The following is a 22,803-nucleotide window of genomic DNA, read 5'->3' on the forward strand; positions in this document are numbered from 1 at the left end:
GCGAGATGCCTCTCATCGCGCTCACCGGCGGCATCGCCTCGGGAAAGTCGACCATCGCACGACGACTCGCAGAGCTCGGAGCGGTCATCGTCGACGCCGATCAGATCGTGCGCGACGTGCAGGCTCCGGGGTCTGCGGTGCTGTCCCGGATCGAGGAGGTCTTCGGGGCCGACGTCATCGCAGAGGACGGCGCACTCGACCGTGCGGCGCTGGGTGCCAAGGTCTTCGCCGATCCCGAGCAGCTGGCACGGCTGAACGCGATCGTCCACCCCGCGGTCCGTGCCGAGTCGCAGCGTCGATTCGAGGCGGCCGCCTCCGCCGATCCCGAGACGGTCGTCGTCTACGACGTCCCTCTCCTGGTCGAGGCGCGGGTCGATGACCCGTGGGATCTGATCGTCGTCGCGCATGCACCCGCAGGCGAGCGCAGGCGGAGGCTCGTCGAGCTGCGCGGCATGGCGGAGCAGGCGGCGCAGGAGCGGATCGACGCGCAGGTGTCGGACGAGCGTCGGCTGGCGATCGCCGACGAGATCGTCGACACCTCCGGCTCTCTGGGCGAGACGATCCGGCAGACCGACGCCCTGTGGGAGCGGATTCGCGCGTCGTGACCTTCACCGGTCACACACCCGGGTCTTCCGCCTATCGGCGTCTCATCGTCGGTCTGTTCTTCGCCGGCGTCGCGACGTTCGCGCAGTTGTATTCGCCTCAGGCCGTGCTGCCGCAGCTCTCATCGGATCTCGGGATCAGTCCGGCGGCCGCGGCACTCGCGGTATCGGCCGCAACGCTCGGCCTGGCGGCGGCTGTGGTTCCGTGGTCGATGGTCGCGGATCGCATCGGACGGGTCCCCGCGATGGGGATCGGCATCCTCACCGCCACCGCTCTGGGGCTCCTCGCGCCGCTCAGCACAGGCTTGGAGATGCTGTTGGCACTGCGTCTGCTCGAGGGCGTCGCGCTGGGTGCGGTGCCCGCGGTGGCGCTCGCGTACCTCAGCGAAGAGGTGAGCGCACGTGATGCCGCGACGGCAGCGGGGAGCTATATCGCCGGGACGACGGTGGGCGGCCTGCTCGGTCGTGTCCTGTCGGGATTGGTCGGCGAGCCGTGGGGGTGGCGTGCGGGCATCTGGACCGTCGCCGGTGTGTGCGCGGTGGCAGCGGTGCTGTTCCTGTGGCTGACGCCGAAGGCACAGGGGTTCGTACCCGGTCGCTTCCGAGACGACACGACGCCGGGCATGCTCGAACGTCTGGTGCTGCCGCTGCGCTCCGGGCCGCAGCTCGCGCTCTACGCGCAGGGATTCCTTCTCATGGGGGCGTTCGTCGCGGTATACAACTACCTCGGGTTCCATCTCATCGACGAGCCGTTCGCCCTTCCGAGCTGGTTGGTGACGCTGCTGTTCCTCGCCTATCTCGCGGGTACCGTCTCGTCGCCGACAGCCGGTGCCCTCGCATCCCGCTTCGGTCGGTATCGTGTGCTGCTGTTCTCGATAGCCGTGATGGCCGTCGGTGCCGTCGCCATGCTCAGCCAGATCCTCCTCGTGGTGATCATCGGGCTGCTGTTCTTCACCGGAGGCTTCTTCGGCGCGCACGCGGTCGCCTCGGGCTGGGCTCCCGCCGCAGCGGCACCCGCCAGCAGGGCGCAGGCATCGTCTCTCTATTACTTCGGCTACTACGCGGGGTCGAGCCTCTTCGGCTGGATGCTGGGCATCGTGTTCGGGAGGGCCGATTGGGCGTGGTTCATGGCCGCGATCCTGGCGATGTGCGCGGTGTCCGCGGCGCTGGCCGCCCGCGCCCTGCGGCTGTCGTCGACCGGGCGCGTGTGACCGCGAGGCGACACCTCGTCATCGGCCCTCGATCGTGAGCTGCGCACGAATGCCGACGTGGCGCACGCCCTCGGCATGACGATGCACGGACTGCTGCGACTCGCTGACTGCCCCGCCCCTATGCGTGGATGCCGCCGGCCGGCTGACCGCCGCCGGCTCGACGCATGCGCGCCAGGCGGCGCACGCCCACGATGGCGACGACGACGAGGCCCACCAGCAGCAGTGCGGCCACGACGGGGATGACGATCGCCGTGGCGGCCAGCATGAATGATGCGCCGTCCTCGGCCGTGCTCAGGACGGGAGCCGCAAGGCCGCCGGTCACCGTGTTGGCGGCGACACGCGCCGTGGCCTTCACGATGTGCACGACCAGGGCGATCGCGATGCCCACGGCCACCGGCACCCAGGCGTTGTCGCTGAAGAACGCCGCGGGGTCGTCGACCGCGATCGTCTGAGCGCCCGAGCCTGCACCGAAGGCGATGCCTCCGGATGCCGGACGCAGAATGCTCTGGATCACGTCGTTCACGGAGTCGAGCGCCGGGATCTTGTCGGCGACGATCTCCAGCAGCAGGAGAGCGCCGAGGATCCAGAGCGCGAGGTCACTCGAGAGCCACGACCACGATGGCGGCAGCACGACGGCGGGAAGCAGCCGATCGGTGAGGCCGAGCAGGAACAGAGGCATCCATGCGTTGAGGCCCGCGGACGCGGCGAGACTGGTGCCGATGAGGAACTCGATCACGCCCCCACTCTAGGCCGAGGCCGCTCGTGGCCCCGATGTCGGTGGCCCGGCATACGCTGGAGGTATGCAACCCACGCGCAGCGTCCGCCCTTTCGAGGTCATCAGCGAGTACGCGCCCGCCGGCGACCAGCCCAAGGCCATCGCCGAGCTCGCATCGCGAATCAACGCCGGTGAGACCGATATCGTCCTGCTCGGAGCGACCGGCACGGGAAAGTCTGCGACCACCGCCTGGCTCGTCGAGCAGGTGCAGCGCCCGACGCTCGTCCTCGCGCACAACAAGACTCTCGCCGCGCAGCTCGCGAACGAATTCCGCGAGCTGATGCCGAACAACGCCGTCGAGTACTTCGTCTCCTACTACGACTACTACCAGCCTGAGGCCTACGTGCCCCAGACAGACACCTTCATCGAGAAGGACTCGTCGATCAACTCCGAGGTCGAACGTCTGCGTCACTCGACCACCAACTCCCTGCTGAGTCGGCGGGACGTGATCGTGGTCTCCACCGTGTCGTGCATCTACGGCCTCGGCGCGCCGGAGGAGTACCTCAGAGCGATGGTCGCACTGCAGGTGGGGGAGCGGTACGACCGGGACGCGCTCATCAGGCAGTTCGTCTCGATGCAGTACAACCGCAACGACGTCGATTTCTCCCGGGGCAATTTCCGCGTGCGCGGCGACACCATCGAGATCATCCCCGTCTATGAGGAGCATGCGATCCGCATCGAGCTGTTCGGCGACGAGATCGAAGCTCTCTACTCGTTGCATCCGCTCACCGGGGAGGTCATCGAGAAGCTCGATTCCGTCCCGATCTTCCCCGCCTCGCACTATGTGGCGGGAACCGACGTGATCCAGCGCTCCATCGGAACGATCGAGCACGAGCTCGAAGAGCGGCTGAAGGAGTTCGAGCGTCAGGGGAAGCTGCTCGAGGCTCAGCGGCTGAGGATGCGGACGACCTTCGACCTCGAGATGCTGCAGCAGCTCGGCTTCTGTTCAGGCATCGAGAACTACTCCCGGCACATGGACGGGCGGCAGCCCGGCGAGCCGCCGCACACGCTGCTCGACTTCTTCCCCGACGACTTCATGCTCGTGATCGACGAGTCGCACGTCACGGTGCCGCAGATCGGCGCGATGTACGAGGGAGACGCCTCTCGCAAGCGCACGCTCGTCGAGCATGGCTTCCGGCTGCCGAGCGCCATGGACAACCGCCCGCTGCGGTGGGATGAGTTCAAGAACCGGATCGGACAGACCGTGTATCTGTCCGCGACCCCCGGCAAGTACGAGATGGGCATCGCCGACGGTGTCGTCGAGCAGATCATCCGCCCGACGGGTCTGGTCGACCCGCACATCATCCTGAAGCCGTCGAAGGGCCAGATCGACGATCTTCTCGAAGAGATCAGGCTGCGGGTCGAACGCGACGAGCGCGTGCTCGTGACGACGCTCACCAAGAAGATGTCCGAGGAGCTCACGGACTTCCTCGGCGAGCACGGCGTGCGCGTGCGGTATCTCCACTCGGATGTCGACACCCTGCGTCGCGTCGAGCTGCTCAGCGAGCTGCGGGCAGGAGTCTACGACGTCCTCGTGGGCATCAACCTGCTGCGTGAGGGACTCGATCTGCCCGAGGTGTCGCTGGTGGCGATCCTCGACGCCGACAAGGAGGGCTTCCTGAGATCGGGCACGTCGCTGATCCAGACGATCGGCCGTGCGGCGCGCAACGTCTCGGGCGAAGTGCACATGTACGCCGACAGGATCACCGACTCGATGGCCAAGGCGATCGAGGAGACAGATCGACGTCGTGAGAAGCAGGTCGCCTACAACCTCGAGCACGGAATCGATCCGCAGCCGCTGCGCAAGCGGATCGCCGACATCACCGAGGTGCTGGCCCGTGAAGGCGCCGACACCGCGGCGATGATGTCCGGCCGCGGGCGGGCGAACGGCAAGGGCAAGTCCCCCACGCCCAACCTGAGGCGCACCGGTATCGCCGCCGAGGGCGCCCAGCAACTCGAGGCTGTGATCCAGGATCTCTCCGACCAGATGCTGGCGGCGGCCGCGGAGCTCAAGTTCGAGCTTGCCGGACGACTGCGCGACGAGGTGCAGGACATGAAGAAGGAGCTGCGTGCCATGGAGAAGGCCGGCCACGCCTGAGGCACGGAAGCGACCAGGATGGATGCATCAGGAGAAGAGCTCGCCGATCGTGTGAGAGCGCTTCTCACTCTCGGCGGGGACATCGAGGAGAAGCGGATGTTCGGCACGCGCGCATTCCTTCTCGACGGTCACATCCTCGTCGGAGCGCGCACAGGCGGGGTGCTGCTCGTCCGCGTCGATGAGGAGCACGGCGCCTCGCTGATCACCCGGTCAGGGGTCGCGTCCGCGGTCATGGGCCCGCGGACGATGGGGACCGGCTGGCTCGATGTGTCGCCGAGCGTCATCGTCGACGACGATGACCTCGCATCCTGGCTCGACATCGCCCGTGAAGACGCGAAGCGAGATGACTGAGGCCGAGCCTCAGGGGCAGTGGACGAGAGTCTTCGGACCCGAACGATCGATCTCATGCTCGCTCATCGGTGAGCCGCACAGCGGACATGCACGCTCGGCACGTTCGGACGGGCTCGGCGGGGGAGTCTTCTCGTAGGGGCCGACCGAGGCCGGGCCCGCGAACCGGATCAGATTCGAATTCACCCAGGCATAGAGGCCTCCTGCCTCGCGGATCCGGGAGCGGAGCGGAGGGCGATCATCAGAACTGGCCATGTTGGTTAGTGTACTAACTATTAGGGTCAATGTATATTCGGATTCGTGACCGCATCGGATGACCTGCTCAAGCTCGACAACCAGCTCTGCTTCGCTCTGGTGACGGCAGCGCGCAACGTCGTGGCGATCTACAGGCCGATTCTCGAGCCTCTCGGCCTCACGCATCCGCAGTATCTCGTCATGCTGGCGCTCTGGGAACGAGCTCCGCGCCCACTGAACGACCTCGCTGCCGATCTGGCGCTCGAGCCTGCGACGGCGTCTCCGCTGGTGAAGCGGCTGGAGGCCGACGGTCTGGTGGCGAGACAGCGCAGCGTCGAAGACGAGCGGCGTCTCGACATCACGCTCACCGACGCCGGTCGGGCTCTGCGTGACAGAGCCCTCGACGTTCCTCGACAGGTCATGGCCACGGTGGGAATGGACCTGCAGCAGGTCGCGACGCTGCGCGATGGGTTGTCGGCGTTCGCGGGGCGCCGTCCCGCCCCGGAGTGACCGCGTCATAGGGTGTGGGCATGCCGATCGATCACCAGACGCGTCCTGCGCGCCGGAGTGTCGATCGGCTGGTCCTCCCTGTCATCGTGGTGGCCCTCTTCGTCGTGGCGATGATCGCGTCGGCGAGTCAGGGACAGCCGACCTTCCGTCCCGCCGAGCCGATCCCCGCCGGCACGTCCGAGCCGCTGCCCACGGCGTCGCCGGGTGGGACAGGCCTCCCCGAGCCGACGGAGAGCGAACCCACGAATGCCGTGGTCGCTCAGATACTCACCGTGATCCTGATGGTGTTGGTGGCGGCCGGGATCATCGTTCTCCTCGCGATCGTCGCCAGGGCCCTGCTTCGAGCATGGCGAGATCGCCCGCTCAAGCGCCGTGGTGCAGCCGTGGTCGCGCCCGAGGTCGAACAGTTCGAGTCGCCGCCGACAGCGGACATCCCAGTCGGGGTGATGCGACGAGGGATCGCCGGGGCGCTGGCCACGATCGATCAGCGTGCCAGAGCGACGGATGCCATCATCGCGGCGTGGATCGGACTCGAAGAGAGCGCCGCAGACGCCGGGGTCACACGAGCGGCGAGCGAGACTCCGGGGGAGTTCGCAGTGAGGATCATCACCCTGCGGCCGGGCGTCGCGGACGAGGCTGTGGCGCTGCTGCGTCTCTATGAGAGCGTTCGCTTCGGAACCCGGGTGGCCGACGAAGATGACCGGTCCTCGGCGAGACGGGCTTTGCGGCGCATCGAGGAGGTGTGGCGATGAGCGCGCGGAGAACACTCCTCGCAGTGGGCGTGGCGATCGTCACGGCTCTTGCCCTCCTCGGATTCGGCTTCACCTGGCCGTTCGTGATCGGCTGGAGTCTGCTGATCTGCTCGGTCGGCCTGCTCGGACAGCTCGTGATGCCGTTCGAACCGGGCTTCGATGCCCCGCGCATCGACACGGAACCTCATCGTCGGCCGACCGAGATCTCCCGGATGGCGTGGGCGCTGAACACGCACACCGGAATCGCCGGACAGCAGATCACCCGCCGCGTCAGTGCGATCCTGCGCCATCGGCTGCTGCGCCAGGGAATCGATCCGGATGATCCGGACGACAAGGCGCGCCTCACCGCGGTGCTCGGGCCCGACCTGTGGGATCAGCTCACCGGTCGGGCCCCGACGATCGTCGACATCGAACGGGCGTTGGATGCCGTCGACCGGCTGAATCCCGTGTCGCCCGGCTACCCGCCGCTCGCGCCGCACGCCCCGGCCACAGACCGGGGGCGGCCCGCACTGTTCCGTCGATCAAGGAGATGACATGACGAGCCCCGCAGAGATCGCCGACACCGGAGCCAGGATCCTCGCCGCAGTGAAGACCGTCGTGGTGGGCATGGACGACCCCGTCGAGATCGCGCTGGCGACGATCCTCGCGGGTGGTCACGTGCTGTTCGAGGACGTGCCGGGGCTGGGCAAGACCCTCGCCGCCCGCAGCCTCGCCTCTGCCCTGGGGCTGTCGTTCCGCCGTCTGCAGTGCACCCCGGACATGCTCCCCGGCGACGTGACCGGATCGTACGTGTACGCACCGGACTCGGGAGACTTCGTCTTCCGCCCTGGGCCGATCTTCACCGGTCTGCTGCTCGCCGACGAGATCAACCGGACCACGCCGAAGACCCAGTCGGCGATGCTCGAGGCGATGGCGGAGCGTCAGGTGACCGTCGAGGGCAACAGCTTCGCGCTGCCGGCGCCGTTCCATGTGATCGCGACGTCGAATCCGATCGAGTACGAGGGCACCTACGCGCTTCCCGAGGCGCAGCTCGACAGGTTCATGGTGCGACTGTCCGTCGGTTATCCGGGGCCGGAGGACGAGGCTCGGATCCTGGAGAATCGGGTGAGCAGGCGGCAGGAGGCGACCCACGTCGCCCCGGTGATCGACGCCGCTCAGCTCGTCGCCCTCCAGGACGCGGTCGAAGCCATCCACGTCGATCAGGACATCTCCCGCTACTGCGTCGAGATCACGCGTGCCACGCGGAATGCGCCGAACGTCGAGGTCGGGGCCTCGCCGCGGGGTTCGCTCGGTCTGCTTCTGCTCGGACGAGCACTGGCAGCGCTGGACGGCCGCGACTTCGTGCGCCCGGATGACATCAAGCGCATCGCCGTGCCTGTGCTGGCGCATCGACTCACTCTCACCCCGCAGGCGTGGGCTCAGGGGGCGTCGGCGGCCGACGCGGTGCGTTCGGTCGTCGGGCAGGTCGCAGTGCCGTCGACCGTCGGGGCGCTCGGATGACGGATGCTCCCGACGAGGGGCGTCGCGGGCCGGTGCTGTCGGTGGCGATCGGGGGCGCGGTGATCCTCGCCGTCGTCGGCGTTCTGTCCGGTCGGCCGGACATCGTGGCCATGGGGCTGCCCCTCGCGCTCTGGAGCGGGTTCGCGATGTCGCGCGGTTCGGCCGGGGGCGAGCCGAAGGTCACGATCGCGCCGCTGCCGGGGTCGGAGGGCGAACTGCGCACTGCGATCACGGTCGAGGCCGATGCGGAAGCCGTCGAGATGGTGATCGTGCAGTCGGAGCGTCGCACCAGACGTGTGATCGTGCCGGGCGACGGTTCGTCTGTGACGGCACGCAGCAAGGTCCTGCACTCCGGGCCGGCGATTCCCGTCCAGGCAGCGGCGAGAGGTCTCTCCTTCGAGGGAGCGACGCTCTCGAAGCGCTCGGAGATCGTTTCTGCACGGCGCCAGGTGGCGCCGCCCCGCAGACCGCTCGATGCGCTGCCGCTGCCCCGACGGCTGATCGGGTCGCACGGTGCTCACGAGGGTCGCCGTCAGGGCCAGGGAGGTGACTTCAGGGACATCCATGCCTTCGCTCCGGGAGACGAACTGCGCCGCGTGGACTGGCGGGCCACCGCGCGGATGGCCCGCCGGCCGGGGGATCTGCTGGTTCGGCGCACCAACACCCTCAGCGACTCCTCCGTCGTGATCGCGATGGACACGTCAGAGGATCTCGGTGAGGTCGTCTCGTCGTGGGGGAGCGGCGACCTCGAACGAAGCGGTGTGACATCGCTCGACCTCGCGCGTGAGGCTGCCCGCGCGATCGCCGACTCGGCCATCGGCGCGGGCGACCGCGTCGCGCTGCACGTGCTCGTGCATGGCGGCCGGTCGCTGCGCAGCGGCAGCGGATCGCGTCATCTCTCGCGCGTGGTGGAGGCCATCGCCACGACCGGTCAGGCGCGAGACGATGCGACCTTCCGTCGGACTCCTCCCGTGCCGCATGGCTCTGTGGTCTTCGTGCTGTCGACCTTCTTCGAGGGCGCGGCGGCGCGGACGGCGCTGATGTGGAGGGCGAGCGGACACCGAGTCGTCGCCGTCGACGTGCTTCCGCCGCTCGACCGCACGCGTCTCAGCCGCGCGCAGCTCATCGGTCTGCGAACGGTGCTCGCCGAGCGGGAGAACGTGTTCGCCGATCTGCACGGTGCCGGAGTCGACGTGGTCGCCTGGGCCGATGATCCGTCCTCGGCGCTGCTCGCGATCGCGAGGGCGCACCGGTGAGCGCGAACGACGCCCTGCAGACCGGCCCTGCCGTGTCCTGGCTCGTCGTGCGGGGCGCGCTCGTCGTGGCGGTCGCGATCGGAGCAGCCGCGCTGTGCCCACTGATCGGGTGGCAGGTGGCCGCTGTGGTGCTCGCGATCGTCGCCGCAGCCCTTCCGCAGACGTTCGCGGCGTGGGGATCCATCGGCTGCCTCGTGATCGGGATGCTGATCTCGGAGCCCGATCTCGGGCGCGCGATGCTCGCCGTGCTCGTCGTGCAGCTCATCCACATGCTGATGTCGCTGTCCCTCGTGATCCCCGCAGGGTCCAGGGTGCTGATCGCCGCGCTCCGACCCAGTGCACTGCGGCTGCTCGTCGTCCAGGCGATCGCCCAGCCGGTGACCGTCGTGGTGATGGCGGCTGCGCAGGGATCTGCGCAGACCCTGCCGTGGGCGGCCGTGGCAGGAGCCGGAGCGGTCGTCGCGCTCACGGCGACCCTGCTCATGCGGGCGAGCCGCCGCACACCGTGAGCGAGGATGCCTTCCCTGTGAGCCCTCACGGAGCCAATGTCCGTGGCCCCTCGTAGACTTGATCAGTGCCTATCGTCCCGGTTGCAACCCCAGGAAAACTCAGCGTTCGCGGTGCCCGCGTACACAATCTGAAGAACGTCGACATCGACATCCCACGCGACTCTCTCGTCGTGTTCACCGGCCTGTCCGGTTCGGGAAAGTCCAGTCTCGCGTTCGACACGATCTTCGCCGAAGGGCAGCGTCGCTACGTCGAGTCGCTGAGCGCCTATGCGCGCCAGTTCCTCGGCCAGGTCGACCGACCGGACGTCGACTTCATCGAGGGGCTGAGCCCCGCGGTGTCGATCGATCAGAAGTCGACCAACCGCAACCCACGATCGACGGTCGGCACGATCACCGAGATCTACGACTACATGCGTCTGCTCTGGGCGCGCATCGGCATCCCGCACTGCCCCGAGTGCGGTGAGCGCATCCAGCGACAGACGGTGCAGCAGATCGCCGACCAGCTCATGGAGCTGCCCGAGCGCACGCGCTACCAGATCGTCGCGCCCATCGTCTCTCAGAAGAAGGGCGAGTTCGTCGATCTGTTCCGCGAACTGGGGGCCAAGGGCTACTCGCGCGCGATCGTCGACGGAGACCTGATCCAGCTGGCCGAGCCGCCCACGCTCAAGAAGAGCTACAAGCACGACATCGCGGTGGTGGTCGACCGTCTGGTCGCGGCCGACGACATCCTCGGTCGCGTCACCGACTCGGTCGAGACCGCGCTCGGACTCGCCGGCGGCGTCGTGCAGGTGAACTTCGTCGACGAAGAGGGCGAGGACGCCTGGCAGTCGTTCTCCGAGAAGCTCGCGTGCCCGAACGGGCACGCTCTGTCGCTCACCGAGATCGAGCCGCGCACCTTCTCGTTCAACGCGCCGTTCGGTGCCTGCCCCGCCTGCTCGGGTCTCGGCACCCGCATGTCGGTGGACATCGACCTGATGCTCGGCGACGAGGAGCTCTCCATCCGCGAGGGCGCGATCGTGCCTTGGACCACCCAGGGCAAGGGCCTCTTCCAGTACTACGAGCGACTGCTCGAGGGTCTGGCCGACGACCTCAACTTCTCGCTCGACACTCCGTGGCAGGACCTCAGGGTCGACGTGCAGGATGCGATCCTCCGCGGCGACAACTACAAGGTCACGGTCAAGTTCAAGAACCGGTACGGCCGCGAGATGCGTTACGCATCCGGCTTCGAGGGCGTCGTCCCCTACATCGAGCGGCAGTACGCGCAGGCCGAGTCCGACACGCAGCGCTCACGCTGGGGCGAGTACCTCCGCGAGGTGCCGTGCCCGGTGTGCGATGGCAACAGGCTCAAGCCCGAGGTGCTCGCGGTGCAGGTGCACGGCCACTCGATCGCCGAGGTGTCGCACCTGAGTCTCGCCGATGCGCGCTCGTTCATGGAGACACTCACGCTCACCGATCGTGAGGCGAAGATCGCGGCCCAGGTGTTGCGCGAGATCCGCCTGCGACTCGACTTCCTGCTGCAGGTCGGGCTCTCGTATCTCAACCTGAGCCGCTCGGCCGGATCGCTCTCGGGTGGTGAGGCACAGCGCATCCGCCTCGCCACGCAGATCGGCTCGGGCCTCACCGGTGTGCTCTACGTGCTCGACGAACCGTCGATCGGTCTGCATCAGCGCGACAACCGTCGACTGATCAACACGCTTCTCAAGCTCCGCGACCTCGGCAACACGCTGATCGTCGTCGAACACGACGAAGAGACCATCGAATCGGCGGACTGGGTCGTCGACATCGGGCCGGGCGCGGGAGTGAACGGCGGCGAGGTCGTGCATTCCGGCTCGTACGAGGCACTTCTCGCCGAGCCGAGCTCGATGACGGGACAGTACCTCTCGGGGCGCCGCGAGATCCCGACGCCGAAGAAGCGCCGCAAGCTCGACAAGAAGCGCATGCTCAGCGTCGTCGGCGCCCGCGAGAACAATCTGAAGAACGTCAGCGTGAACTTCCCGCTGGGTGTTCTGACGGCGGTCACCGGTGTGTCCGGGTCAGGCAAGTCCTCGCTGGTCAACGACATCCTGTACCAGGTGCTCGCCTCGCGGCTCAACGGCGCCCGCACGGTCCCCGGAAAGCACACCCGTGTCTCGGGTCTCGACAATCTCGACAAGGTCGTGCACGTCGACCAGGCGCCGATCGGACGCACGCCGCGCTCGAACCCGGCCACCTACACCGGCGTCTTCGACCGCATCCGTTCGCTCTTCAGCGAGACCCCCGAGGCGAAGGTCCGCGGCTACCAGCCCGGACGCTTCAGCTTCAACGTCAAGGGCGGCCGCTGCGAGGCGTGCTCGGGTGACGGCACGATCAAGATCGAGATGAACTTCCTGCCCGACGTCTACGTCGACTGCGAGGTCTGCCACGGCAAGCGCTACAACCGCGACACGCTGTCGGTGCACTACAAGGGCAAGAACATCGCCGAGGTCCTCGAGATGCCGATCGCCGAGGCGGCCGAGTTCTTCGAGCCCATCCAGGCGATCCACCGCTACATGAAGACGCTGGTCGACGTGGGCCTCGGCTACGTGCGTCTCGGTCAGTCGGCGACGACCCTGTCCGGCGGCGAGGCGCAGCGCGTCAAGCTCGCCACCGAGCTCCAGCGTCGCAGCAACGGACGCAGCATCTACGTGCTCGACGAGCCGACCACGGGACTGCACTTCGAAGACGTGCGCAAGCTCCTCGAGGTGCTGAACGGACTCGTCGACAAGGGCAACACGGTGATCGTCATCGAGCACAACCTCGATGTGATCAAGTCCGCCGACTGGGTGATCGACCTCGGGCCGGAGGGTGGCTCCGGTGGCGGTGAGATCCTGGCGACCGGCACTCCCGAGCAGATCGCGCGAGTCGAGGACAGCCACACCGGTCAGTTCCTCGCCGAGATCCTGGGTGAGGGGCGCTCTGCGCGGAAGGCCAGCTGATGGCCGACGTCCTGCCGTACAAGCCGCGGGCTGGTGAGATCCCCACCAACCCCGGCGTGTACCGCTTCCGCGATGCCGATGGACGCGTGCTCTACGTCGGCAAGGCGAAGAACCTGCGTCAACGTCTGTCGAACTATTTCGCGCCGTTGCGCACGCTGCACGAGCGCACCCGTCGCATGGTCACCACGGCGTCTTCCGTCGAGTGGACGGTCGTCTCGACCGATGTCGACTCGTTGCAGCTGGAGTACATGTGGATCAAGGAGTTCGATCCGCCCTTCAATGTGCGCTACAAGGATGACAAGTCCTACCCGTTCATGGCCGTCACCCTGGGCGACGAGGCGCCGCGCGTCATCGTCACCCGGAATCGCAAGATTCCGGGTGCGCGGTACTTCGGTCCTTACCCGAAGGTCTGGGCCGTGCACGAGACGATCGACCTGATGGTCAAGGCGTTCCCGATCCGCACCTGCAGCGACTCCAGCTACAAGCGCGCGATGCAGACGGGGCGTCCGTGCTTTCCGGGGCAGATCGGCAAGTGCGGCGGACCATGCTCGATGACCGTCACCATCGAGGAGCACCGTGCCATGGTCGACGATTTCGTCGCGTTCATGGCCGGAGGAGACGAGCGTTTCACTCGAGAGCTGACGAAGCGCATGCTGGCCGCCTCCGCCGCGATGGATTACGAGGCCGCCGCCAGATTCCGCGACAAACTCACAGCGATCGAAGCGGTGCTCGGCAAGAGCGCGCTGGTGCTCGCGACCGACGAGGATGCCGACCTGTTCGGAATCGCAGAAGACGAGCTCGCCGCCGCCGTGCAGCACTTCGTGATCCGTGGCGGACGCGTGCGAGGCGTCCGCGCGATGACGATCGAGAAGGAGATCGACATCTCGACCGCCGACCTCGTCGACCAGGTGCTGCAGCGTGCCTACGGCGATGCGCAGGACGTGCCGCGCCGAATCATCGTGCCGACGCTGCCGGACGATGCCACCGAGCTGGAGGTGTGGCTGCGTGAGCGGCGAGGAAAGAAGGTCGAGATCGCCGTCGCCCAGCGCGGCCAGCGCGCCGACCTCATGCGCACTGCGACGCTCAATGCGCAGCAGGCGTTGATCCGCTACAAGACCCGTCGCACGAGCGACTACATCGCACGCACGCAGGCGCTCACGGATCTGCAGGAGGCGCTGGGCATGTCGGAGGCACCGCTGCGCATCGAGTGCTTCGACATCTCGCACCTCGGCGGCACGAACGTGGTCGCATCGATGGTGGTGTTCGAAGACGGGCTGCCGCGAAAAGATCAGTACCGTTCGTTCAACATCGCCGAGACCACAGATGACACCGACTCGATGTACCAGGTGCTGCGTCGTCGACTCGCCTACCTCGATCGTCCGGAGGAGGCTGACGAACCCGCAGCGGTCGCCTCGAGTCTCCCTGCCGCGACCGAGGAAGCCGACGGGCTCGAAGAGGTCGTGGTGGAGGTCAAACGCAGGCCACGCTTCGCCTACCCGCCGCAGCTGCTGCTGGTCGACGGCGGGCAGCCTCAGGTCGAGGCGGCCGCGCGTGCGCTCCGAGACGCCGGTCACACCGAGATCGCGGTGTGCGGCATAGCGAAGAGACTCGAAGAGGTCTGGCTTCCCGGCGACGACTTCCCGGTGATCCTCCCGCGCACCAGCGAATCGCTCTATCTGCTCCAGAGGCTCAGAGACGAAGCCCACCGATTCGCGATCACGCATCAGCGCAAACGGCGCAGGAACGACATCACGTCGATCCTCGCCGAGGTGCCTGGCCTCGGCGCATCCCGGATCAAGGTGCTTCTCAAGCACTTCGGATCCGTCACCGCACTGCGGTCGGCTGCTCCTGCGGAGATCCAGGAGGTGCAGGGGATCGGGCCCGTGCTCGCTGAGAACATCCATGCGCATCTCTCCACTCGCTAGGCTGGGGCGAGCGGGGGAGAAGGAGTAACCATGACTGACGGGGATAAAGGCGAGTTCCTCATCGTCACGGGCATGTCGGGCGCGGGGCGTACGACGGTGGCCAACGCGCTCGAGGACCTCGGATGGTACGTCGTAGACAACCTGCCGCCGCAGATCCTGCGTCCGCTTCTCGACCTCACCGACATGGGGGGCAACGCGCTGCCCAAGGTCGCGGCGGTCGTCGATGTACGCGGTCGCAATCTCTTCGACGACTTCCCGGGCGTGGCGAGAGCGCTGCGCTCACGCGGTTCCATTCGCGTGCTGTTCCTGGATGCGTCCGACGACGTGCTCGTGCGTCGATTCGAAGCGGTTCGTCGGCCGCATCCGCTCCAAGGCGACGGCACCCTGCTCGACGGCATCCGCATCGAACGCCTCCGCCTCGCGCCGATACGCGAATCGGCCGACCTCGTCGTCGACACTTCGGCGCTCAACATCCATCAGCTCGCCACCCAGGTGTCCGACCTCTTCTCCGAAGAGGGAGCAGCGCGGCACCGTGTGACGCTCCTGAGCTTCGGATTCAAGTACGGTCTTCCGACAGACGTCGACATGGTCGCAGACATGCGCTTCCTCCCGAATCCGTTCTGGAATGAGGAGCTTCGCGGCCTGACAGGTCAAGACGAATCGGTGCGGGACTACGTGCTCTCCCGTGAAGGTGCCGCAGGCTTCCTCGATTCGTACTCGGCGGCTCTCACGCCGGTGCTCGAGGGATACCAGCGCGAGAACAAGAGCCATTCGACCATCGCGATCGGCTGCACGGGCGGCAAGCACCGATCCGTCGCCATGGTGGAGGAGCTCGCTCGCCGGCTCGCCTCGGTGCCGGGAGTGGCCGTCAACGTGCGTCACCGGGACCTCGGCAGGGAATAGCAGGAGCCTCCGTCAGAGTAGGCTGGAGGTTTGCGCCGCGATCCGGCGCGTGAGCGTAGAGGAGTGTCGTGGCACTAACGACCGACGTCAAAGCTGAGCTGGTCAGCATCCGTAATGCACCCCCGACGGTGCGCGTCGCGGAGGTCACCTCCATCCTCCGGTTCGCCGGCGGACTGCACTCCATCGCCGGGCGCGTCGCCGTCGAGGCAGAGGTGGATGCCGAGATCCTCGCGCAGCGCGTCGCGCGCGACCTCGCAGAGATCTACGGTGTGCGGCCCGAGATCGCACAGGTGCAGTCGAGCACGGCGAACGACGGAGCGCGGTGGGCCGTCAGGGTGATCGCGTCGGGGGAGACCCTCGCGCGCCAGACCGGTCTGCTCGACCAGCGCCGTCGTCCGGTCCGCGGACTCCCCAACCGCCTCACCACCGGCTCCCGCGCCGAGGTGGCAGGTCTGTGGCGTGGAGCGTTCCTCGCCGCGGGAACGCTGAGCGAACCGGGCCGCTCTGCCATGCTCGAAGTTGCCTGCCCGTCGTCTGAGGCCGCCATGGCCCTCGTCGGCGCCGCTCACCGCCTCGGAGTCGCTGCGAAGGCCCGCGAGGTGCGCGGCATGCCGCGCGTCGTCGTACGCGAGGGCGAGGCGATCCGCACGATCCTCAGCGAGATGGGCGCGCAGAAGACCGCTGTCGCCTGGGAAGAGATGCGTCAGCGCCGCGAGGTGCGCGCGGGGGTGAACCGACTCGTGAACTTCGACGACGCGAACCTGCGTCGTTCCGCGCAAGCCGCTGTCGCTGCCTGCGCCCGTGTGGAGCGCGCTCTCGAGATCCTCGCCGACGAGGTGCCCGACCATCTCAAGGTCGCTGGTGAGCTGCGTCTCGCTCACCGCGACGCGAGCCTCGACGAGCTGGGCCACCACGCGGACCCGCCGATGACGAAGGATGCCGTCGCCGGCCGCATCCGCCGCCTCCTGGCCATGGCCGACAAGCGCGCCCAGCAGGAGGGCATCCCTGGCACCGAGGCCGCCGTGCCCGCAGGGCTCGACGTCTGACCGCCACCGGACTCTCGTCAGCGAGGCGGCCCCGATCGGGGCCGCCTCGCTTCGTCATATGGAGGAAGGATCCAGGACAGCCGTGTGTTGTCGTCACTAGGATGAGTTACGTCCGCTCTTCGCCGCACATCGGCGGCGCAGAGGATCGGCAAGCGCCGCGGCGCGGCGCGGATTGGATGAAAGCGACATGGCGACTTACACGCTCCCCGACCTTCCCTACGACTTCGCAGCCCTCGAGCCGCACATCAGCGGCAAGATCATGGAGCTGCACCATGACAAGCACCACGCGACCTACGTCGCCGGCGCCAACACCGCCCTCGAGCAGCTCGCCGAGGCGCGCGACAGCGGCAACCTCGCGAACGTGAACAAGCTCGAGAAGGACCTCGCGTTCAACCTCGGCGGTCACGTCAACCACTCCATCTTCTGGACCAACCTCTCGCCGACCGGTGGCGGACAGCCCGAGGGCGAGCTCAAGGCAGCCATCGACGAGTTCTTCGGCTCCTTCGAGAAGTTCCAGGCGCACTTCACCGCGAACGCCCTCGGAATCCAGGGCTCCGGCTGGTCGGTGCTCAGCTGGGACTCGATCGGCCAGCGTCTGATCATCCAGCAGCTGTTCGACCAGCAGTCCAACACGGCGCAGGGCACCGTGCCGCTGTTCCAGCTCGACATGTGGGAGCACGCCTTCTACCTCGACTACCTCAACGTCAAGGCCGACTACGTCAAGGCCGCGTGGAACATCGCCAACTGGGAGAACGTCGCGCAGCGTTTCGAGGTCGCCCGCGAGAAGACGAACGGCCTGCTGGTACTGTCGTAATCGGGTCGCGTCCCGACGGGCCAAGTCTCGTCGGGACGCCATCTCAGCCAAAAACCCCCGCGCATCGCGTAAGCACTTTTGCTGCGCACAGCGCACGAGAAACAGGGAGACCTGAGTGTCTGTCAAGATCGGTATCAACGGCTTCGGCCGCATCGGACGCAACTACTTCCGCGCGGCTCTCGCGCAGGGAGCGGACATCGAGATCGTCGCGGTCAACGACCTCACCGACAACAAGACCCTTGCCCACCTTCTGAAGTACGACTCTGTGGGCGGTGTCCTCGACGCTGACATCAGCTACGACGACGAGAGCATCACGGTCAACGGCAAGACGATCAAGGCGTTCGCAGAGCGCGATCCCGCGGGTCTCCCGTGGGGCGAGCTGGGCGTCGACATCGTCATCGAGTCGACCGGATTCTTCACCAAGGCCGAGCTCGCCAAGAAGCACATCGAGGCGGGTGCCAAGAAGGTGCTCATCTCGGCTCCCGGCACCGGCGTCGACGGCACGTTCGTCATGGGCGTGAACGAGGACACGTACAACCCGGAGACGGATCACATCATCTCCAACGCCTCCTGCACGACCAACTGCCTCGCGCCGCTGGCCCAGGTCTTCAACGACGCGTTCGGCATCGACCGCGGCTTCATGATGACTGCTCACGCCTACACTGCAGACCAGAACCTGCAGGACGGCCCGCACAGCGACCTGCGTCGTGCACGCGCCGCTGCGATCAACATCACCCCGGCGTCGACCGGTGCGGCCAAGGCGATCGGCGAGGTTCTGCCTGAGCTCCAGGGCAAGCTGAGCGGCTCGTCGTACCGCGTTCCGGTTCCCACCGGTTCGATCGTCGACCTGACGCTGATCACCGACCGCGAGAACCTCACGGTCGAAGAGGTCAACGAGGCCTACAAGAAGGCTGCTGCCGAGGGTCGCCTCGCCGGCTTCCTGCAGTACAACGAAGACCAGATCGTCTCGAGCGACATCGTGCACAACCCGCACTCGTCGATCTTCGACGCGACGCTGACCAACGTCAGCGGCAACCTGGTCAAGGTCTCCAGCTGGTACGACAACGAGTGGGGCTACTCCAACCGTCTCGTCGACCTGACCGAGTACGTGGCCGAGCGTCTCTGAGACACCTCCCATGACTCTGCGCACCCTGGATTCGCTGGGTTCGCTCGAGGGCAAGCGCGTCATCGTCCGTTGTGATCTCAATGTCCCCCTCCGGGACGGGATCATCACGGACGATGGCCGTGTCCGCGCCTCGTTGCCTACCCTCAACGCACTGATCAACGCGGGAGCCCGCGTCGTCGTGTGCTCGCACCTCGGACGCCCCGACGGTGCGCCCGACCCGCAGTACAGCCTCGCCCCGGTCGCCCAGCGACTGTCCGAGCTGCTCGGCAAGCCGGTCGCGTTCGCGCGTGACACCGTCGGCGAGTCCGCGCAGGAGGCCGTGGCCTCGCTCGAGGACGGCGACATCGTCGTCATCGAGAACCTGCGGTTCAACCCGGGGGAGACCTCGAAGGACGACGCGGAGCGCGGCGCCTTCGCGGCTCACCTCGCAGAGCTCGGCGACGTGCTCGTCTCCGACGGATTCGGAGTCGTGCACCGCAAGCAGGCGAGCGTCTACGACCTCGCCGAACTGCTGCCGTCGGCTGCCGGTCTGCTGATCGCGGCAGAGCTCGATGTGCTCGACCGTCTCACCGAGAACCCCGAGCGCCCGTACGCGGTCGTGCTCGGCGGGTCGAAGGTGAGCGACAAGCTCGGCGTCATCTCGCACCTGCTGCCTCGCGTGGATCGCATCCTCGTCGGCGGCGGCATGCTGTTCACCTTCCTGAAGGCGCAGGGCCACGCCGTGGCATCCAGCCTTCTGGAAGAGGACCAGCTCGAGACGGTGCGCGGCTACATCGCCGAGGCCGAGAAGCGCGGCGTGGAGCTGGTGCTCCCGACCGACGTCGTCGTCGCCTCCTCGTTCTCGGCGGATGCCGACCACGAGGTGACGGCTGCGGACGCGATCGAGGACACGGCATTCGGCGCGGCCGGAATCGGCCTCGACATCGGTCCAGAGACGGCTGCGCGGTTCGCGGAGGTGATCCGCGGATCGAAGACGGTCTTCTGGAACGGTCCGATGGGCGTGTTCGAGTTCCCGGCTTTCGCCGGCGGCACCAAGGCCGTCGCGCAGTCGCTCACCGAGGTCGACGGCCTGAGCGTCGTCGGCGGAGGAGACTCCGCAGCAGCCGTGCGCCAGCTCGGTTTCACCGACGACCAGTTCGGTCATATCTCGACCGGTGGCGGCGCCAGCCTCGAGTTCCTCGAGGGCAAGAGACTACCCGGCCTGGAGGTGCTCGGATGGGCATGAATACTCGTACCCCGCTGATCGCGGGAAACTGGAAGATGAACCTCGACCACCTGCAGGCGGTCGCGTTCGTGCAGAAGCTGCACTGGACTCTCAAGGATGCCAAGCACGAAGACGGATCGGTCGAGGTCGCGGTGTTCCCGCCCTTCACCGACATCCGCAGCGTGCAGACGCTGATCGATGCGGACAAGATCCCGTTCGCGCTCGGTGCACAGGACGTCTCGGCTCACGACTCCGGTGCGTACACCGGTGAGGTGTCGGGAGCGTTCCTCGCCAAGCTCGACGCGAAGTACGTCATCATCGGCCACTCCGAGCGCCGCGAGTACCACGCGGAGTCGGATGACGTCGTCGCTGCCAAGACGAAGGCCGCGCTGAAGCACGGCCTCTCGCCGGTCATCTGCGTCGGCGAGACCGCCGAAGACCTCGAGAAGTTCGGGGCCAGCGCTGTTCCGGCCGGCCAGCTCGAAGCCGCCCTGCAGGGGCTCTCGAAGGATGCCGACATCGTGGTGGCGTACGAGCCCGTCTGGGCCATCGGCTCCGGACAGGCGGCGACGCCCCAGCAGGCGCAGGACGTCTGCGCCGCGCTGCGCACGGTGATCGCGAAGGTCCTCGGAGACGACGCTGCGGCGCGCACCCGGATCCTGTACGGAGGATCGGTCAAGGCAGCCAACATCGCCAGCTTCATGCGTGAGCCCGATGTCGACGGCGCACTGGTCGGAGGCGCGAGCCTCGTGGTCGACGAGTTCGCCGCGATCATCCGCTTCGAGAAGCACGTCGGCGTGTGAGTGTGGCGGGGCTCCGGCCCCGCCGCACCGTATACTTGACCGTTACCGGGGCAATCCTGCCCCAGCGAAAGGCTCTTCCTCGTGGAAATTCTCGAGTTCGTCCTGCAGGTGGTGCTGGGCATAACCAGCGTCCTGCTGACTCTCCTCATCCTCCTCCACAAGGGCCGCGGTGGCGGCCTCTCCGACATGTTCGGTGGCGGAATGACGTCGGCTGTCGGCTCGTCGGGTCTCGCTGAGCGCAATCTCAACCGCTTCACCGTCGTCCTCGCCCTGGCGTGGTTCGTCGCGATCGTCGCGCTCGGTCTCATCACGAAGTTCGAGGTGATCTGATGGCTACCGGCGGCAATGCGATCCGAGGGACCCGCGTCGGTTCCGGCCCCATGGGCGAGCAGGACCACGGCTACCACGCCGACCGCATCGCGGTCTCGTACTGGGACGGTCTCGGCAACGAGACGGTCCGCTACTTCGCCGCGGGGCTTCCTGAAGAGGAGATCCCCGAGACGATCGACCACCCCCAGTCCGGTCTGCCGGCCGGTCGCGACAAGGCGAACCCGCCCGCGCTCGCGAAGCCGGAGCCGTACAAGACCCACCTCGCGTATGTGAAGGAGCGTCGCACCGACGCAGAAGCCGTCCAGCTCCTCGAGGATGCGCTCACCCAGCTGCGTGAGCGTCGAGGCCAGTGACCTCGATCTGAACTCATGAGAGAAGCCGTCGCGATTCGATCGCGGCGGCTTCTCTCGTCTGTGGTGCGCCTGCTCACCGGCATCCGTACGCGGCGTCGATGTAGGACTGCGGCGGGTACCCGTAGGCCCAGACGCCGTTCGCGTCGTCGCTGAAGCCCATGCTGATCGCCCAGGCGGTGGCCCACTTCTCTATGCTGTCCTGCGTCGACGAATCGTACATGTCCTCGCACTTCACGCTGATCGCATGGCCGACCTCATGGGCGACGAGAGCCTTGCTGCGTTCCGCGGGCCACTGCTCCGCGACCGAGTTCGAGAGTTCGATGACCGCGCGGTCGGGGTCGTCCCACCACCAGGTCGTGAGGCCTCCCATGCTGCCGTTGTAGCCCGCGTTGTTGACGACCTGATTCCAGTCGAACTCGAGCAGCACCTCGGGGGCGAGTGACCGAGCGAAGGCCTCGATCTCCGTCCGAGCGGTCTGCAGCGGGCCTGCCTTCTCTGCGAGCTCGGCCTGTTCGGTCGCCACGACCTGCGCCGCTGCATCCTGCAGCGACACGAGTTTTTCGACCGCCGACGCGTCGAGGATCACCGTTCCGGATGCTCGTGACGCGGCATCGCGCAGTGCGATCACTGCATCGTTCTTCGCCGAGAGATGTGCGGACTCGAATGCCGGTGCGGCCTCGGACGCAGAGCGGATGACGGCTGCGCCGGCATCGGTCACCGTCGTGACGGCTGCGGTCAGCGGGGACGCCGCTCCTTCGAGGTCGGCCGCCCGATCGTCGAGATCGCGTGTCTGCGCTGCCAGTTCGCCGGACGCTGCGAAGAGTTCCCAGAAGGTCCCCGGCTTTGCTTCGGCGGCGGGCAGGTCCCGGGCGAGGAGGTCCTCCGCGGGGGTCACGACCTCACGGGCATCGGTGGTGGCGAGCGACAGCGCGTCTCGCGCTGCGGGCGTGACGAGCACGCCGGAGTCGGTCTGCAGGAGGAGATCCGCGTTGCCCAGGGTGGATGTGAGCGCGTCGAGCTCGTGTCGGAGCTCGGTTCCGGTGCTCGCTGTCGTGGCACGGCCGGCGTCGAACTCGGCGCGAGCCTCGTCGTAGCCGAGGCTCGAGGTTAGCTGGAGCACTCCGACCGCCATGGCGGCGAACACGACAGCGGCAGCGCTCAGAACCGGCCCGCGCCGTGGTCTGCGCTTTCTCGGTGCCGCTTCCCGCGCGCTGCCGAATCGCGGGGGGAGCGCGTGGTCTCCGATGGCGGTGGAAGCCACGTCGACGGGTACAGACATGCGGTGGGGACCTCCGTGGGGAAACCGGCGTACCACGACTCTAATGAGTGCGCCGCGTCGGAGGAGAACTCCTGGAGAAGAACCAAGGCCCCCGCTGATCGCGGGGGCCTTGGTCGAGTGAGGGGCTGACGAGAATCGAACTCGCATCATCTGTTTGGAAGACAGAGGCTTTACCACTAAGCTACAGCCCCGTTGTCGGAGGGAGCCTCTCGGTTCGTGCCGACTCATCGATCATAGCGGACTGACGAGGGTGCTCGTGTCCGTTAGACTC

The 22,803-nt window shown here is 67.2% G+C and carries 23 protein-coding genes and 1 tRNA gene; 20 read left to right on the forward strand and 4 right to left on the reverse strand.

The window, feature by feature from the left end; translation table 11 throughout:
* Positions 1–5 precede the first annotated feature (5 nt).
* Together coaE and QMA07_RS11760 are read left to right on the forward strand one after the other, a co-directional pair.
* Positions 6–605 carry a dephospho-CoA kinase gene (coaE, locus tag QMA07_RS11755; RefSeq protein WP_290162039.1) on the forward strand — a complete coding sequence of 200 codons (600 nt, stop codon included), beginning with the start codon at positions 6–8 and terminating at the stop codon, positions 603–605.
* On the forward strand, positions 602–1,813 hold the full coding sequence (locus QMA07_RS11760; RefSeq protein ID WP_290162041.1) for an MFS transporter: 1,212 nt from the start codon (positions 602–604) through the stop codon (positions 1,811–1,813). The genes coaE and QMA07_RS11760 overlap by 4 nt, the downstream gene beginning before the upstream one ends.
* A gap of 118 nt (positions 1,814–1,931) precedes the next feature.
* Here QMA07_RS11760 and QMA07_RS11765 read toward each other — a convergent pair whose 3' ends face one another.
* Entirely contained in the window at positions 1,932–2,549 is a 618-nt protein-coding gene (locus QMA07_RS11765; protein WP_290162043.1) for a DUF4126 domain-containing protein, read from the reverse strand.
* Positions 2,550–2,613: 64 nt separating this feature from the next.
* Here QMA07_RS11765 and uvrB point away from each other — a divergent pair, with 64 nt between their 5' ends.
* Both uvrB and QMA07_RS11775 read left to right on the forward strand, forming a co-directional pair.
* On the forward strand, positions 2,614–4,686 hold the full coding sequence (uvrB, locus tag QMA07_RS11770) for an excinuclease ABC subunit UvrB (protein WP_290162045.1): 2,073 nt from the start codon (positions 2,614–2,616) through the stop codon (positions 4,684–4,686).
* Between the two features lie 18 nt (positions 4,687–4,704).
* Positions 4,705–5,037, forward strand: coding sequence for a TfoX/Sxy family protein (locus QMA07_RS11775; protein ID WP_290162047.1), 333 nt, complete (start codon positions 4,705–4,707; stop codon positions 5,035–5,037).
* A 9-nt stretch (positions 5,038–5,046) separates the two neighbouring features.
* Here the strand turns inward: QMA07_RS11775 and QMA07_RS11780 are convergent, their stop codons facing one another.
* Complete coding sequence (locus tag QMA07_RS11780) at positions 5,047–5,289, reverse strand: hypothetical protein (RefSeq protein ID WP_290162049.1); 243 nt, start codon at positions 5,287–5,289, stop codon at positions 5,047–5,049.
* Between the two features lie 45 nt (positions 5,290–5,334).
* Between QMA07_RS11780 and QMA07_RS11785 the strand changes: the two genes are divergently transcribed.
* The 16 genes from QMA07_RS11785 to QMA07_RS11860 all read left to right on the forward strand — a co-directional run bounded on the left by QMA07_RS11785 (position 5,335) and on the right by QMA07_RS11860 (position 21,253).
* Positions 5,335–5,778, forward strand: a complete 444-nt coding sequence (locus QMA07_RS11785; protein WP_290162050.1) for a MarR family transcriptional regulator — start codon at positions 5,335–5,337, stop codon at positions 5,776–5,778.
* 20 nt (positions 5,779–5,798) lie between these two features.
* Positions 5,799–6,530, forward strand: coding sequence for a DUF4129 domain-containing protein (locus QMA07_RS11790; RefSeq protein ID WP_290162052.1), 732 nt, complete (start codon positions 5,799–5,801; stop codon positions 6,528–6,530).
* Positions 6,527–7,063 carry a hypothetical protein gene (locus tag QMA07_RS11795; RefSeq protein WP_290162054.1) on the forward strand — a complete coding sequence of 179 codons (537 nt, stop codon included), beginning with the start codon at positions 6,527–6,529 and terminating at the stop codon, positions 7,061–7,063. The genes QMA07_RS11790 and QMA07_RS11795 overlap by 4 nt, the downstream gene beginning before the upstream one ends.
* A gap of 1 nt (position 7,064) precedes the next feature.
* Positions 7,065–8,030, forward strand: coding sequence for a MoxR family ATPase (locus QMA07_RS11800; protein ID WP_290162056.1), 966 nt, complete (start codon positions 7,065–7,067; stop codon positions 8,028–8,030).
* The gene (locus QMA07_RS11805; RefSeq protein ID WP_290162058.1) at positions 8,027–9,286 is read left to right on the forward strand and encodes a DUF58 domain-containing protein; all 1,260 of its coding nucleotides are present in this window, start codon (positions 8,027–8,029) and stop codon (positions 9,284–9,286) included. The genes QMA07_RS11800 and QMA07_RS11805 overlap by 4 nt, the downstream gene beginning before the upstream one ends.
* Positions 9,283–9,795, forward strand: coding sequence for a hypothetical protein (locus tag QMA07_RS11810; protein WP_290162061.1), 513 nt, complete (start codon positions 9,283–9,285; stop codon positions 9,793–9,795). Before QMA07_RS11805 ends, QMA07_RS11810 begins: the two co-directional genes overlap by 4 nt.
* A gap of 65 nt (positions 9,796–9,860) precedes the next feature.
* Positions 9,861–12,749: an excinuclease ABC subunit UvrA gene (gene uvrA / locus QMA07_RS11815; protein WP_290162063.1), complete on the forward strand. Its 2,889-nt coding sequence runs from the start codon at positions 9,861–9,863 to the stop codon at positions 12,747–12,749.
* Positions 12,749–14,674 (forward strand): excinuclease ABC subunit UvrC, encoded by a 1,926-nt coding sequence (gene uvrC, locus QMA07_RS11820; RefSeq protein WP_290162065.1) that lies wholly within the window; start codon positions 12,749–12,751, stop codon positions 14,672–14,674. The genes uvrA and uvrC overlap by 1 nt, the downstream gene beginning before the upstream one ends.
* A gap of 30 nt (positions 14,675–14,704) precedes the next feature.
* Complete coding sequence (rapZ, locus tag QMA07_RS11825; RefSeq protein WP_290162067.1) at positions 14,705–15,577, forward strand: RNase adapter RapZ; 873 nt, start codon at positions 14,705–14,707, stop codon at positions 15,575–15,577.
* A 68-nt stretch (positions 15,578–15,645) separates the two neighbouring features.
* A complete protein-coding gene (gene whiA, locus QMA07_RS11830) occupies positions 15,646–16,623 on the forward strand; it encodes a DNA-binding protein WhiA (RefSeq protein WP_042540784.1) in 978 nt (325 codons plus the stop codon).
* Between the two features lie 187 nt (positions 16,624–16,810).
* Entirely contained in the window at positions 16,811–17,437 is a 627-nt protein-coding gene (locus tag QMA07_RS11835) for a superoxide dismutase (protein ID WP_042540783.1), read from the forward strand.
* 115 nt (positions 17,438–17,552) lie between these two features.
* On the forward strand, positions 17,553–18,563 hold the full coding sequence (gap, locus tag QMA07_RS11840) for a type I glyceraldehyde-3-phosphate dehydrogenase (protein ID WP_140037398.1): 1,011 nt from the start codon (positions 17,553–17,555) through the stop codon (positions 18,561–18,563).
* Between the two features lie 10 nt (positions 18,564–18,573).
* Positions 18,574–19,788 carry a phosphoglycerate kinase gene (locus QMA07_RS11845; RefSeq protein ID WP_290162073.1) on the forward strand — a complete coding sequence of 405 codons (1,215 nt, stop codon included), beginning with the start codon at positions 18,574–18,576 and terminating at the stop codon, positions 19,786–19,788.
* Complete coding sequence (gene tpiA / locus QMA07_RS11850; protein ID WP_290162075.1) at positions 19,779–20,570, forward strand: triose-phosphate isomerase; 792 nt, start codon at positions 19,779–19,781, stop codon at positions 20,568–20,570. Before QMA07_RS11845 ends, tpiA begins: the two co-directional genes overlap by 10 nt.
* Positions 20,571–20,651: 81 nt before the next feature.
* On the forward strand, positions 20,652–20,900 hold the full coding sequence (gene secG, locus QMA07_RS11855) for a preprotein translocase subunit SecG (RefSeq protein ID WP_042540779.1): 249 nt from the start codon (positions 20,652–20,654) through the stop codon (positions 20,898–20,900).
* A complete protein-coding gene (locus QMA07_RS11860; protein ID WP_042540778.1) occupies positions 20,900–21,253 on the forward strand; it encodes an RNA polymerase-binding protein RbpA in 354 nt (117 codons plus the stop codon). Before secG ends, QMA07_RS11860 begins: the two co-directional genes overlap by 1 nt.
* Before the next feature lie 73 nt (positions 21,254–21,326).
* Here the strand turns inward: QMA07_RS11860 and QMA07_RS11865 are convergent, their stop codons facing one another.
* Both QMA07_RS11865 and QMA07_RS11870 read right to left on the reverse strand, forming a co-directional pair.
* On the reverse strand, positions 21,327–22,532 hold the full coding sequence (locus QMA07_RS11865) for a hypothetical protein (protein ID WP_290162079.1): 1,206 nt from the start codon (positions 22,530–22,532) through the stop codon (positions 21,327–21,329).
* A gap of 120 nt (positions 22,533–22,652) precedes the next feature.
* A tRNA-Gly gene (locus QMA07_RS11870) sits at positions 22,653–22,723 on the reverse strand.
* Positions 22,724–22,803: the final 80 nt, after the last annotated feature.

It is taken from the genome of Microbacterium sp. APC 3901, assembly GCF_030407765.1.
Lineage (GTDB): Bacteria > Actinomycetota > Actinomycetes > Actinomycetales > Microbacteriaceae > Microbacterium.

Excerpts from the sequence above, each read along its gene's own strand:
- coaE (WP_290162039.1), top strand. The coding sequence starts at position 6 with ATGCCTCTCATCGCGCTCACCGGCGGCATCGCCTCGGGAAAGTCGACC.
- uvrB (WP_290162045.1), top strand. The coding sequence starts at position 2,614 with ATGCAACCCACGCGCAGCGTCCGCCCTTTCGAGGTCATCAGCGAGTAC.
- QMA07_RS11775 (WP_290162047.1), top strand. The coding sequence starts at position 4,705 with ATGGATGCATCAGGAGAAGAGCTCGCCGATCGTGTGAGAGCGCTTCTC.
- QMA07_RS11780 (WP_290162049.1), bottom strand. The coding sequence starts at position 5,289 with ATGGCCAGTTCTGATGATCGCCCTCCGCTCCGCTCCCGGATCCGCGAG.
- QMA07_RS11790 (WP_290162052.1), top strand. The coding sequence starts at position 5,799 with ATGCCGATCGATCACCAGACGCGTCCTGCGCGCCGGAGTGTCGATCGG.
- QMA07_RS11795 (WP_290162054.1), top strand. The coding sequence starts at position 6,527 with ATGAGCGCGCGGAGAACACTCCTCGCAGTGGGCGTGGCGATCGTCACG.
- QMA07_RS11800 (WP_290162056.1), top strand. The coding sequence starts at position 7,065 with ATGACGAGCCCCGCAGAGATCGCCGACACCGGAGCCAGGATCCTCGCC.
- QMA07_RS11805 (WP_290162058.1), top strand. The coding sequence starts at position 8,027 with ATGACGGATGCTCCCGACGAGGGGCGTCGCGGGCCGGTGCTGTCGGTG.
- uvrC (WP_290162065.1), top strand. The coding sequence starts at position 12,749 with ATGGCCGACGTCCTGCCGTACAAGCCGCGGGCTGGTGAGATCCCCACC.
- rapZ (WP_290162067.1), top strand. The coding sequence starts at position 14,705 with ATGACTGACGGGGATAAAGGCGAGTTCCTCATCGTCACGGGCATGTCG.
- QMA07_RS11835 (WP_042540783.1), top strand. The coding sequence starts at position 16,811 with ATGGCGACTTACACGCTCCCCGACCTTCCCTACGACTTCGCAGCCCTC.
- QMA07_RS11845 (WP_290162073.1), top strand. The coding sequence starts at position 18,574 with ATGACTCTGCGCACCCTGGATTCGCTGGGTTCGCTCGAGGGCAAGCGC.
- tpiA (WP_290162075.1), top strand. The coding sequence starts at position 19,779 with ATGGGCATGAATACTCGTACCCCGCTGATCGCGGGAAACTGGAAGATG.
- QMA07_RS11860 (WP_042540778.1), top strand. The coding sequence starts at position 20,900 with ATGGCTACCGGCGGCAATGCGATCCGAGGGACCCGCGTCGGTTCCGGC.
- QMA07_RS11865 (WP_290162079.1), bottom strand. The coding sequence starts at position 22,532 with ATGTCTGTACCCGTCGACGTGGCTTCCACCGCCATCGGAGACCACGCG.